This window comes from Anaplasma phagocytophilum str. Webster (assembly GCF_000964685.1).
GTDB classification, from domain to species: domain Bacteria; phylum Pseudomonadota; class Alphaproteobacteria; order Rickettsiales; family Anaplasmataceae; genus Anaplasma; species Anaplasma phagocytophilum.
Map to the genome: position 1 here is coordinate 1115886 of NZ_LANS01000001.1, position 14017 is coordinate 1129902.

The following is a 14017-nucleotide window of genomic DNA, read 5'->3' on the forward strand; positions in this document are numbered from 1 at the left end:
ATTCGTATATTTATATACTACGACGCTAATAGTAAAGATATTATAAATTTTTTAAAAATGGGATAGCGAGTATGAGTTGTGTGTAGCAAGTTTTGCTCATTTTGGGGTAGGGTGAATTTAGTTGTAACTCGTATCTCCGTTAGTCACTATATATCAGACTATACAGCATGAGACGCTTATCATTAATTGTAAGTAGAAGGTGTACTTGTGCTCTTTGTATTAGCTTTATTTGCATAGAAAGAGAATTTTTTCAATACGATGACTTTAGTTGAGTTCGCATTAAATTCCCGAGACCTTTACATTTTAATTCTTAAGAAGAATTCATTGCGCAAATCACAACGCTCTTCAAAAACCCCTAACATTTGACTAGTTTGTACATTCAACCTCTCATCTCTAGAGGCAGTATCCCTGTTGCTACATTCAACGCACCAATGCTCGGCCTCTAGTAGTACAGCAACACCATGAGGATCTAGTATCTTCTCTAAATACTCTGCCACCTGATTAGTAAGACGCTCCTGAAGCTGTAGCCTTTTCGAAAAACAACCAACAATATGCGCTATACTACCAATACCAAGTATCTTCTCTTTTGGCATATAAGCGATATGCGCCACACCACATATAGGACTAAGATGATGTTCGCAGTTTGAAGAAAACCCTATGTTCTTCACCAACACCATTTCTGAACTACTCCCATCATAGGGAAGAATAGAATAGTGAGAGAGAAGCTCAGGAGCATAACCAGAACAAGACTTTTTATAGTAATCCAAGACCCTACGAGGCGTTTTTAATAAACCCTCCCTATTAGGATCATCCCCCATCCACCTTATTATGACTCTAACCGCCTCTTCAGCTTCTTCAATCGTTGGACAAACTCTACCACATTGCGTTACTTCTGCCATATACCTATCCCAAAGCTTCGCATCCACTAACCACTTCTATTAGATCCGTGGTTATTGCCGCCTGTCTTGATCGATTGTAATCTAAGACCAACTTGTTTAGCATACTTTTTGTATTGGTATTAGCAGATTCCATGGATATCATCCTACAACAGTGTTCACAGGTTACGCTTTCACATAAGGATAAGTAAAACCTACCCATAAAGCTATTAAACCATAGCTTCGTATTTATTGATGCAAAATCAGGATCATATAGATTTTCCCCTCTCTCGATCTCTACTTTATCTTTGCTTCCGTAGAAATCATTAGGGTCATCAACTGTGAGAATATCCTCTATAACCTGCTCCTGCAAATTTATGGCATGAAACTTGCTATATAGAACTGACACTCTCTTGTAACTTGTGAAATCTATGATACGAATTTGTCGCAGTAAGGAATTGGGAAATTGCGCTATTACGGTGAATTCTAGATAAATAATGTTGTGTGAGATGTCCGTGAGATATTTTGAAACAATAGTAATTTGTTTCTCACTGTGGACTTGGTGCGCATCTCTAAACATACCCCTCCTATAACTATCGAGGAGAAGACTAAGCAGCAAAGCCATGAATTGTTATCACACGTACACCAAATACCACACAACGTCTTACTAGAGGCACAGACCAATCATCAACTCACTTTAATGAACTGAACAAAATTACCTTGTCATACCAGAAGCAGCCTGCATATCCGCATTGACTAGCATCTGCTGCCGTAGATCTGTGAGCAGTGTACCATGCTCTCGATTGAACTCAGCAAGGAGATCCACGAGTCTAACTTCAAGTTTTTTACTGACTGGCCGCTGCTCACTGACTGTTTTCGGATCTTGTGTCGGTCCCGCTCTAATAGGAACAAGCGAAGACGTGAGACTAAGAAATGAGCTCACTACCATAGATTTTAAAGCATGCGTAATACCCTGAGCAGAGGATGGAGTTTCTTTGTGTTCAAGATCAAATACACAGGTACCGTCTTTTGTGCGACATATATCTCTGTTTTGCGGGACTTCACCTGAAAACACTGGCAACAGGCATTTGCTCCCATCCCAACAGCAATCGAATAAGGTTCTACCTTCGCATATCCTGTCTAACGTACGTTGTAAGCTGATCCCCAGTAGTTCCATTCCTTTTTTCAGGTCTTGAGGTACTACATCGTTTAGCTCTTGATTCATTAACTTTAATATGGAAAGCGACTTTTGTATTTTTTCTGCTACTTCCTGATTAGGCATTTCTCCACTAGTATCACCAGCGGATTTGATAATATTGTGATATAACTTGTCTAGCCCATCTGCTAGGCAATCCACTATATCCTGTAGTCTATTCTTAACAGAGAGAGTGCCTAAAGCCTCTTCGGCATTACATAACTTTTGATCAGTCTGTACGCTCTTTTTCCAATGATGCATCATTGTGAGAGTAAGTGACATACTCTCATTTAGACCCAGTATAACAAGGTTTGTTTTACCGTATGTTCTTCCTGCACGACATTTCGCTGCCTCTGCTTCTGACACGTTCTCCAGGCACTTATCGAGGAGGATATTACCTACTAGTGTCAGAGATTCATATAATCTTTCTGCCTCCATCTTCTGTGCTTCTGGCACGTGTACTAGTGCTGGTTTTATGAGAGCCATCATTATCGCCAAACGCAGCACGAAGTGATTTACCGACATACCTCTGTATTGTTTGGTCATATTCGAACTGACGAGCGAAGCTGCACATATTAAATCATTTGTTAGGAGACGCAATAAATGATGCGGTATTACAGTTTGAACTGCTGATAGACGAACTAAAAGATACCTACACACGTGTGTCATTCGTGGGATATTGCCCAGCTCAAGGCATTGCTCTTCCGTTTGGTTATCTGATACTTTCTCCGCGTTTACTGTTTGAAATATATCTAAAGCCTGCGTAATATAGATAGAAGCAGCAGTTAAGTATTCTGTATATTGGGCGCATTGAGGACTTCTAATAGTCTCCAGGTCGATTGCGCCTGCAATGTTGAGCAAAGCCTCATGGAAAGCACGAACATTTGCTAGAGGGGCAGAATACATATAGCCTATTCTGCCACCGCTGTGTGTTAGCATATTCGTGACAACGCCCATTATAGGCAACAATAAAGCACCAGCACTTTCTATGCTCGCTATTCTATCCTCGTCTGTGCTCATTCTTTTGCATCGCCTTAGCAAAGCTAGAGCAGATTTTAGATAAAACAACAAGTCGAGAGTTGCGTTACTTATGGGCTCACTTGTGGGTTCAAATGACGGTCTTATTACTTCCACATATAGATGCGATACATCTATATGCTCAAGACTTGTAGTATTAAGTGGTAGATACTTGAGTTTTGGAAAACGTAAAGGACCATTCATAACTTCTCTACCCCCCCCCCGAAAAAGGTACAGCGCCCTACCAACGAAGGGTAAAGGCTGCGTAAAACACCAACTATTAAGTAGAGACAGCATTCACAATTCGCATAGACCACACACGCTATGATTGTACTAATCCGCTATATCCTCAATCGATACGCGAAAGTTCCGCTTATGCTCAACTCACCTATATCTAATATGTACTTTTAATAAACATTATAATATATTTCAAGCAAATAAAGTGTACATTACGGTGTAATATACATTATCTCCTGAAGAGCATTGTTCTTGCGAGCACGCGTTATTTATCATTCTGCAATGGTTGCATGCTTGAACGTGTGAATGTGCAGCGAAATATGGAGTACTTGTCTATTTCTAAGGGAAAGGGCATCAATGATACCCAACAACGATTACTGATATTTAAAAGCTTATAAGTTTTTCGGTGTGCTAGTAAAGAAAGGATAGAGAAGAAATGCACACTAGCTTCGGCGCACTACTCTATTGATTTACGCGTATTTATCTCTAGTATGTAGCATAAACTAAAAATAGGATTCAGAGCTAAGTCAGAGAGCGTTAATCATATACATGCAGTAGCTTAGTATAAGAAATGCAATATGAAATTTTTTATACTAGCAGGAGGAGAATTGTGAATTAAAAAGGCATTTTACTAGACAATTTAATATTTTTTCATGCTATCCCAGAGAGATAAGAAAACAATAATAGCTAAGAAGACTGCTTCAGTGATTAAAGAAAATAGTACGTCTATAATATGTTTTTTCAGACAAACTTTAGCAAACAACCTTTTTCTTTTAATCTGTTCCTATCATATTTATTCAAAATCCATTGCATAACGCACTTGGTAGATGTGTAGCATCTGCAATGAATTAATGCGCCCTAGATATAAAAGTACTACAGGCGCTTGCCAGTGGAGAACATTTTTTAATTCGGAGGGTTATACATAAAAACGGAAGATATAGGAGTGACTTTAATCACTTATAACGCCTATGAAATGACGAAGGCTTCATATACATAATATGCTTTAGAAGTCTGCTTGCGATATTTAAACACGGATCTATAAGAAGATTACTGCGACATATTAATAAGAGTATCCCGATATAATTTGCACTTACTAGATAGCAATTAAAAACACCACCTCTTCCCGATATTCTACACTTATGCTGGTCTTACTGGTTAACTTGCTTAAGAATTTCAAACTCTATGCACATAACTTTGTTAGTAGTTGTCGTACTTTCTTGCTCTGGTTAAGTGATATGCAGTTCGCCATAAAAAATATATACATGGTTGTGCTACTCTGGTGGATATAAAGGAATTGATATACAAAATTTGCTACAACGTATTTAATATCGTCAGTTGTATTTCCGCCCATAGACTATGAGAACAAGGGAGGACGTTGTGCACACATATTCCAACTAGAATAGCGAGAGCTACGTAAGTGTTGGTAAGGGTAGACCAGGCTGTTCTTGATTTTTGCGTATAACTCTGAACGTATGCCAGACATCGTGCAATAAATTGCACAAGCCTGACACGTTTTCTAAGTCCTTCAGAGATCTACTCAATAATGGTGTTTTCAAAGCTCTCTCTACATAATGAAACCTCCATAACGTTTCCACCTTTGCGAGTTACAAACTCCTACTAGAAATGTCATCCCTTCTATATAGTATTGAAGGCGTGCAAGTTCTTTCCTAGTGCATAGTAGGAAAGAAGCAACTAGACAACGCAGTGAGAGCATTTTCCGGTGCAAGAGGTGACGGCAAAGGAGATGCCATTTCGCTGCTTGGTAATCTTGCTAATCTCTCTCCTAGCGCTCCATACATCGGACGAGCGCCGCGATATGCAGGTCTATCTATGCTTAACAACATATCTGGATGACATTCACCCGGCAATAACGGAAGCAACGCTCGCTTCTCATCTCCCCAAGGATGAACAGACTGCACGGTATCATCTACAAGACACATAGCTCTCTGCATACATAACGAAGCGTTTCTTAGCATACTACGTACACAGGCAGGAATATCAGTGCCAGGCAGTAAAGTTGCTGATATCCGGTCCATTGCATATTCCAAATTGCAAACAACTCTAGATATTGAACTATCCATTTCATGCATTGCTGCAGCTGAATCATCCTCAGCTTTGCAACATTTCCAATATTTCAAAGCAGCACTGTGCGCAGCTCCCGCGCCCATAGAACAGTATAGCTTATTTCTAATAAATCTTTTGCTCAATGGTTGAACAGACTGTTGCCTATCTGTTCGGTATATCTCTTCTGAAGCATCTAAGTATGCAATTGCATTTAGTATGTTTAAGAGGGAATATTCTGCTTTGTCTAGAAGACTCAAATCTTCCGATGATTCATCTACCTCAGCTCTCTGTTCTAGATAATTCTTAAATGCCCTTTCTAATAGAGCTTCTAATTTACATAAAATGTACACGTTGCATTCAAGCAGCGGATCGTCGCCCAGTGGTGCATACCGACCTATAGATGCCTTGAATTTAGAAACAGTGAGCGAGAACTTACGAATTACCAACTCGGCAAGTACTGTCTTCACGTATATATCAGTATCTTCCCGGAAAATACCTGCGATCGATGAACACATGTTTGCACACTGGGCAAATTCTCTCTCAACGTCAGGGCTCACGGGAAATGCTGTATCTGCTAGGATAGCAGATACCAGAAACAATACCCTACGAATGCCAGCTGAATCTGGATATTCTGTATCTCGTATAGCACGCCCTTTTTGTGATGATTGCATTATGTTCAGGCAATCACCGAGCTGCGTTATAGCATCTTCTACAGCAATCAGGCGCTTCGTAGGCTGAGAATCTGATTTCTCTATTTCAGTTCTTGCCAGCTCTAATAAAGGCCAAAGTGCTTGCACAAGGTGATTATGAGTGCCTGGATCTGGATCAGCTCTATGAAGTCTCCTTAGCCTGCATGATCTTAACGCATTGTACACCGCACGCTCTAAAGCACGTACATGCTGCTCATCTAATAAAGGCCAAAGTGCTTGCACAAGGTGATTATGAGTGCCTGGATCTGGATCAGCTCTATGAAGTCTCCTTAGCCTGTATGATCTTAACGCATTGTACACCGCACGCTCTAAAGCACGTACATGCTGCTCATAAAGTGTATCAGGTCCTTCATTTCCACTTTCAACTTCTTCGATAGCACTGGAATATCTACCTCTTGTTGCTTCAGAACTGACCGTACGTTTGCTTTGTGAAGAAGGAATGCAACACAGTCCTCGTGTAGACGTGACATTGCTCTCATCGCACATGTCTGCAGCTAAGTTCTTTACAGTATTGTGTAACCTTCGTAATGCACGTAACGTATCAGAACTGTTATGGAGTGGAATACCCTGTATTCTAGCAGCAACTACACCCATACTAGGTGCAGAGCTATAACCAGGAAAAGAACCTCGAACTCGAATAAATGAAGAGCTGCCACAAGGAGCAGAATCAGGAACTATAGGTGGTATCCCGTTACCACATTCGGCAGCAGCCAGCACAGCAGCATCCAAATCATCTGATTCCTCTTTCCTGTGATCCACGCTTTTTGCTCTGCTACTTACAGCACTCTTACTACGTGTAGTTCTACTACTTTCAGCATCTGTTTTGCTTCCAAGAGGCCTTGTAGTAGTTGTTCCAGAACTTGTCCTACGTTTTCCTTGAGAGGAAGGAATGCAACACAGCCCTGATGTAGAGGATGTATCATGGCCTTTTCCCTTACGAGCATCTCGAGGCTTTTCTGAGTCTGTACGTGTTTTAGCAGCACTACGATGTCTAGAGAAAAGTCCTCTGAACGCTCTAAGTATATAGCCTACTCTCTCAGATGCACCTCCTCTACGGGAATTTGCATTTCTGTTAACAGACGAACTCTCAGCAGTAGGAACATCGTTTTGTTCGAATACGTCATCAGATATATATGAGCCAGATGAAACGCGATCACTAACGTGTCTCTGAGTATTCAATCTCCTGTTGTCACCACTTCCTGGATGCATAAAAACTCCTTATTGGATATTCACGTTTTAGATGCAACGCAATTGCTAGCTACAAACAAGTACATTACCTTTATAAGGTGTTCCTAGCTATATCACAGGAGATCATAGGCCTTGCAGCTTGCTAAAGACACAAAATGCACAGCACTACCTTAATGGATGCAAGATGCAGATCCTACTCACGCATAACCCGACACTGGAAGGAAACACCACACAGAAAAAAGTAAATTTCAATTTGAGGCCATATTGGATGCACCAAAACCCCGGAGTCTCAGTCTACAATAAGCTGCTACAAAATGCAAATATTTTACCTATCATTGTATGTATAGAAGCAGCGCTATGTATACTAAAACGGGAAATCTGCTTACAAAGAGCAAATTTTATTTTACAACTTCTAGGATAATTGTGCCCAGTTTATATAAAATCATAGGAATATAGTGCTTGATGGGTGTCCGATCCGTATTCCTGTCCAAAATGTAATGCATGAAATGTAGAGTAACGTATATTGGTTGTGATTAGTGCATAGGAGAAGAATTTTTGATATATTCAAGCTGATGCTGTGACCGCGTGAGTATCAAGCTTAGTATACTCATCTAACTGATATTCCGCTATGTTGTCATCATGCATTGTAGCGCAAGCTTAGGGATCTTACCGGGGGTGTATGAGAATTGTGATGGCGGTCCTTTAACATCAGGAGTTATGTTGCTGTTAACATTGCAGATTAACCTACACATTTTTTCGCATGGTCGCTGTTATATACTCCCGATACATACTTTTCAGTATTATCTTAGATATTGCTGCATATAATGCATCCCATACTTTGTGCAAAGCAATACAGCCTTCTGTAAAGTCTTGAGTGCTCTGAGTATGAGTGTATGCTCATCCTAAGTTTTTGAATAAATTCCGCCGTGTTTTGAGAAACATACGCAGAAGTGTTGTTGACTTAATCTACATTATTCCAGATGCAGAATTATCTCCCAGTACAATGCAACATATTCAGCCATCTTGTTTTGCAGCATTGCCGAGTTTTAAGCCATTTCAGCCATCTTGTTTTGCAGCATTGCCGAGTTTTAAGCCATACCATACTTCCCATCCTCCTATAGCACCTGGAACAGCCTCTAGATAACACTATTATATGTGTTATCCAGAGTGCTGTGCTGTCTTGCTAAGTACACTCTCCACAATAAAACATTGCTCAGGAGACGTTGTTGCAGAATACTTTCACGATTCGGTTAAAGCACGGTCCATAGTGCAGAGATGCGTGCGAGCTTTATGGATTTCCTCTTACACTAGGCCATAAATCAACAGTAAGTTCTTCAGCATCTCTGACCAAGGTTACATTAAAAAGTATAGTTGATGGCGTTTGATTTCGGATACGTATGTTTCGCACGCTAACATCTGGATTAATGCTCAAAGTTTGAAGCTCGGCAGCATCGAGGAAGAAGGCTTGTTGCTCCTCACGTACTGACGGTTCGGTAGGCATCATGTAGTTAGCAGCTTCAGTGTCACGGCTTGGGCCGCTTATTTGTGATGTTGCAGTATGAAATAGTTGAACGGAAGGGTGTCGGCTCATAGGTGAACGTGCGGGCACAGGTGGGGCAGCAGCAGATGAAGATAATCGATTGTGCGCCATAGACCTTCTATTAGGCATTTCTCCAGGCAATAATGGCAATGATTTTGCATCCCAGATATTGGGTGTTGGAACCCTGTATGGATCTAAGATCTCAGAAGTTCTAATTGAACATATATAAGCTTTATTTAAACATTGAGCAGTGAGTGGCAGGGAAGAACAATCTGCCTTCATACAACCAATTGTTCTCGCTACACTGTCAAGACCACGTAGAATTTTCGTCACAACTCCTTGGCGCAGTCCTGCAGGACTGTTTACACAATCAACAACATCCACGAATGCATCATCAGCAGTTGAGATACAACGCTGTATGCTTTCATCAAAGCGTTTGAAAGCTTTGCATTTAGTTGCTTTGCATTCTGAGCGGTATAACTCCCTTGCGGCTTCCATGTAAAAAATTGTTTCAAGAGCAACAACTGCGGTATAGTGACTGTTGGCTTTTAGAGCTTCTAAAACTGCAGGAGAGCATCCTGTATCTCCGTACGTGTATCCCACCAGCGTACTTAAAATCATGAATGGGGTATCGCATACGACATATTTGACGTGTCTAACACGACCTTTTCGGGGATTTTTTTTTACATTGCTTCGGAATACGTCGATGGAGTAGTTGATAGCTGCGGTTACGGTGTACTTAACCAGCTCCTTATATTCTAGGCTATTTTGTGCGCTTACAACGCCTGATAGTGCTGAAAAAATACCTGCTATTGGAATAAATTTAGCATGAACCTCACTCGCAGCATTAGCCATATCTAACAAAACATAAGCTGCAAATGATAAGGCCCTTTGAAGTGCAGCAGCAGCAGTATCAGCATCTGGATCGGTTTTTTGTTTGCGTTTAGGAACTTCTTCTTCTCCCAATGCGCACATGCAGTTACATGTTGTGGTTATACTTACCGCAAGCTTTTTAATTACCTCTTCTCTGCAAGTTTTCTTTTTCAACTCTGTACTTAGTAATTGCAGAAGGTGTGTAAGTATGGAGCAAAAGGCATTCCTACACTTTATCCGATGCTTTGTATTCGAAGCTCCGTGTTTATGGATAGATTTAACATTAATACAAGCGACAGAGTTGATAGTAGCTTCCAAAAGATCGAGCTGTGATAAGTCAGTATCTATTGAGGGGTCCCTTATTTCTTGCCGTAAATCCTCAAAGTTTATAGATAGATACTGTATTAACACTGCAATATCAGTAGTGCCATATCCGTGTAATGCTGAGTGCGATGCCCTGGCTATTATCGTTCCTGGAGTTAGATGCGCACCGGGACGTGCTCCATCTAAATTAAGAGTTAAAGTGGAGGCACAACTATTCCTAGAAGCCCCCGCTCCTAGGGATTCCAAGTTGTCGCCCTCTAGTGTATGTTCTGCTACTGCCGGATCTTTTGCACTAGTATCTCTTTTTCTGCAAATCTGAAAACATTGTGCAAAAGCCTTTCGTATTCTATTCCAGACCCCACGATTACTATTGCTTCTTTGAGGAGGATTACACTCCTCTGCGAATACCGAAGGTGAAGTTTCTAAGTTGAAGCTAAAGTTGGAAACACTGGAAGCGAGAGAACTAGGAGCGCTCGCAGCACCACAACTAGATGCCCTCCTTCTCCGTATATATGTGCGGCTACTTTTGGAATGCTGAGTACGTAATGAACATTTTGCGTCACTACTTGTTCCTTTGGTAACAGCAGTTGCCTTATAACTCCCGAGAGATTGGGTTCTACCACGTCTTTCGGTGGTGATCTTATCACTTTGAGAAGAGTCTGCATAGCCAGGTCTGACAGAGCTCCTGCTTGCTCTAAAGCTTTTAGTGTACTGCGTAATGATAGGTGCGCCCAGGTTCTTGGAATTTGCATCAGTAATTACGGGACCGCCTCCTGCGCCATGAGTTTTAGGACTTTTACGCCTTACAACAGGATCACTACTAGCAGTACCACCGCTAGCTTGATCGATATGTGTAGTAACATCAGGACTGCTAGGTTCTACATTTCTCGTACTTGTATCAGCGGCATGTGTAGGACTGTCCTCTGCGCTGTCAGTTGTAGCAGTGGATGCAGCTTGTGGACTCTCATCGACAGAGTCGGTATCTGTGCTAGAATTATCGTGCGCTATAACCGCATAATTAGATTCAGTATTTTCTTCTTCATTTACACCAGCAGGTTGTTCAGTAGTCTTAAGCCCATTGTTGTGCATAGTTTCCTCAGCTTCACCTTTTGATTAAGGGTAGAAGATTCAAGCTTTACAGTGCTAAATGAACCGCCAGTTTGTCACTCACGTAGCAGTCGAGAAGTGTAACTTCCCAATAGTCTACACAGAGTATACACTGAGGCATCTACCCACTTTATTTCCGCAAATTCTTCCCAACAGGAACTCTTCAATAGAAAGTTGGAAAGCTGTTAAAAAAGTTGTGTAAAAGAACTTGAAACCGGAAGCTACATAATGGTTAACGTAACACAATATCCCTATTCAACGCCATTTTCACACACACTGCAACTCTACTATAAACTACTTACATATCTCTTAGCAAAGCTGCATGATAAATGAAAAAACTCCCTTCTATCCTGCAAAGAATAGCTTTTTTATTGTCAGCATTATAATGCGTTAACTTAAACTAGGAGTGAAGCTGTGCCATGACACTCCACGTGAATTATGATTCCCTAACAGAAACATTGTTATATAACTTTTTGTGTCTTTTTAAGAAAAAACACAAAATCTGCACAAATGAGGTGTATTCACTATAAACAGGGAAGGTCGCTACGTACTCTTTGCTTACAAGTTGCATACTGAACATGCATTTTGGTAAGATTAAAGTGTATTCTATGAAGGCCTAGTTTATCCAAAAATCAGAGAGTTAAAGAGCATACATACGATATGCTCACAGCGTAAAAAGCTAAGCTTTTCTTGAATGTGTGATGATTCATAAGCAATCTGGAAAGTATAGTTGTTATGCAACAGCGCGAGCATTCCATCTGTGCGTTTCTCTGACGCGTAAAAAGGACGTCTATCGCCAATATTGCAGGTGTTACCAATCAGGGAAAAAAATATCCCTGTGAGCATGCTTAATGCGCTACATATTTTCGGAGTGATTGGCAAACTTTGGGGAGAAGAAATATCGAAGATCACAAAAAGGTTATGTCCAGATTGTACATCAATACATTAGATGAAAGAGTGCTGTTATGATCTGCGTAACATACCGTCATCACCGCCATTGTAGTGCTCTTGTCAGCAGATTGATGTGTGAGAGTGATAACATGGCCTAAGGGAGGGCCCTAATGTAATTTAAAGCCCTTCCTTTGACAGCGGATTTACTTATACGTACTAAAGTGTTTAATGCGTCTTGAGGAAGAAGAGGATATTGCTGTGCTTGGTAAAATTTCACTTTCAGTACCCTGTATACGTGCTGACGTACTTGTCTCATTTTCCTGAAGACGCCCGTCCATCCTATACTTGCTTGATCTTGTTTCATGTCCACCAAGATCATAGTCTATAGATTGTCTTGCAGCAAAATCTATATCCAAAGCGCTAGAAGTTGCATGATCAGTTAATGTTCTTCGTATTGAGACCTCAGCATTATTTGAGCTGCTTTCAGAAGTGTGTTCTCGTACGTGTAGGGAATTAGATCGTGGACCAAAATTCTTTTTTCTTGAATTTGCAGTAGCCTTTAATGCAAGCATTGCGGGGATTTTCTTTAGTGTTTTTAGTGATAAGTGTGATGTACTAGGTTTATCACTTTTTTCTTTGTATAAAGTGCTTTTCTTCAGTGTTTTCGAATCACTAGCATGACTAGATGATGACATAACGCTTGGAATTTTTTCATACGAGGCGTGCTTACTTGATGCCTTTGCAAAGTAGAAAAAATAGAGAGTTTCCAGGGCAGATGTTACTGTTTTTCTTAATTCGCTGTACTGGGAGCGCGGATAAGATCGTAATATATAACTAAAATAGTCGTTGTCTAGTAACTTGTCAGCGCTCTCTAGGTTGTTCTGGATTGTTTCCATAACTGGTAGAGATTCTCTGCCGTACTTGCTAATTTTGCTGGAAAGATATGCGTTTCCTAGTACAGTACGTAGCCTATTTATATGAACTGGGCAGGGTTGGAAAGCGTCGCATATGCTGTCAAAATAATAGCTGTGCTCAAGATTTTTATTGTTCATAAGGGTGTTGCCCAGGTTCCGGCAGTTGAAGATATCAAGTTGAATCAGTGCAATGCTTGACGGTATTGAAATATTCTTCGAAGCTCTCCTAGATAGCTTGTTCAAACTGTTAGTAAGTAGAGTATGCGCAGTGTTTAACAGGTCAATGTCATGGTGAAATGAGTGTTTAAAGGTAGGTAAGGGTCTCCTGTTTAATATAGCAGAATATATGTTATCTATTCTTAATGCTAAATGCTGTGATAGCTGTATTCTATATTCATAAAGAGAGTCTTTATTAAGAATTCTAGCAATGCACGAAGCTACCTGCATATCCCTCTGTATCGCAGCATACTCTGATACTTGTACAGTTTGTGAAAGTATCAGGGCTGCATTATTAAAGGAAAACATGTGTTTTGTGATAGAGCTATCACGTGTGTATATCGCACCTTCTTCTGCTGAAGGAGTTCCTTCAATTTGTTTGTGTACAAGGTGAATTGCACACGATATTAAAGCGATTCCATTATCGATAGTACTACGTGTTTTACGTTTGGCAGGAGGCAGGAGGCTGACATCTTCACACAGATGCACAAGAGCATTACAACACTGAGTTAATACTACCTTATAGTCAAATGACACAGTCGCATCGGGACTATAATAGAATAGATGTATTTCATTAAGAACATTTTCTAATTCATGTAATGCTTTTTTGTTAGTACTCTCTCTATTACAAGATGATGCAGAGTTTGCTAGGAGTCTTGCGCTACTATTCAGTAGACGAAAAAGTAAAGGCTTTGCTTGGACAGAAGGATTATTGAACGACTTATTGTACTGCGCTATCTCTCGTTTTAGCTCACATTGATATGGTTCCTGGTTACTATGTGGAGAAAAGCTATATTGAACATCTTGAGATCCTTGATCAGTACCTGGTTCAGTACCGCGTACGTTATTATGCATAAGGTTTTCCT

Annotated in this window: 6 protein-coding genes; all 6 read right to left on the reverse strand. The window is 40.5% G+C overall.

Annotated features, from left to right (window positions below):
• Positions 1–296 precede the first annotated feature (296 nt).
• Positions 297–899: a GTP cyclohydrolase I gene (folE, locus tag APHWEB_RS04565; protein WP_020849350.1), complete on the reverse strand. Its 603-nt coding sequence runs from the start codon at positions 897–899 to the stop codon at positions 297–299.
• A 4-nt stretch (positions 900–903) separates the two neighbouring features.
• Positions 904–1500 carry a F0F1 ATP synthase subunit gamma gene (locus APHWEB_RS04570; protein ID WP_020848972.1) on the reverse strand — a complete coding sequence of 199 codons (597 nt, stop codon included), beginning with the start codon at positions 1498–1500 and terminating at the stop codon, positions 904–906.
• Positions 1501–1590: 90 nt separating this feature from the next.
• A complete protein-coding gene (locus APHWEB_RS04575; RefSeq protein ID WP_020849349.1) occupies positions 1591–3291 on the reverse strand; it encodes a hypothetical protein in 1701 nt (566 codons plus the stop codon).
• A gap of 1700 nt (positions 3292–4991) precedes the next feature.
• On the reverse strand, positions 4992–7307 hold the full coding sequence (locus APHWEB_RS04580; protein ID WP_020849348.1) for a hypothetical protein: 2316 nt from the start codon (positions 7305–7307) through the stop codon (positions 4992–4994).
• 1267 nt (positions 7308–8574) lie between these two features.
• Positions 8575–11112, reverse strand: a complete 2538-nt coding sequence (locus tag APHWEB_RS04590; RefSeq protein WP_020849347.1) for a hypothetical protein — start codon at positions 11110–11112, stop codon at positions 8575–8577.
• 1112 nt (positions 11113–12224) lie between these two features.
• Positions 12225–14006, reverse strand: a complete 1782-nt coding sequence (locus APHWEB_RS04595; RefSeq protein WP_020849346.1) for a hypothetical protein — start codon at positions 14004–14006, stop codon at positions 12225–12227.
• Positions 14007–14017: the final 11 nt, after the last annotated feature.

Bases quoted from the DNA above. Each gene is read 5' to 3' on its own strand.
- APHWEB_RS04590 (WP_020849347.1), bottom strand. From the start codon at position 11,112: ATGCACAACAATGGGCTTAAGACTACTGAACAACCTGCTGGTGTAAAT.
- APHWEB_RS04575 (WP_020849349.1), bottom strand. From the start codon at position 3,291: ATGAATGGTCCTTTACGTTTTCCAAAACTCAAGTATCTACCACTTAAT.
- folE (WP_020849350.1), bottom strand. From the start codon at position 899: ATGGCAGAAGTAACGCAATGTGGTAGAGTTTGTCCAACGATTGAAGAA.
- APHWEB_RS04570 (WP_020848972.1), bottom strand. From the start codon at position 1,500: ATGGCTTTGCTGCTTAGTCTTCTCCTCGATAGTTATAGGAGGGGTATG.
- APHWEB_RS04595 (WP_020849346.1), bottom strand. From the start codon at position 14,006: ATGCATAATAACGTACGCGGTACTGAACCAGGTACTGATCAAGGATCT.
- APHWEB_RS04580 (WP_020849348.1), bottom strand. From the start codon at position 7,307: ATGCATCCAGGAAGTGGTGACAACAGGAGATTGAATACTCAGAGACAC.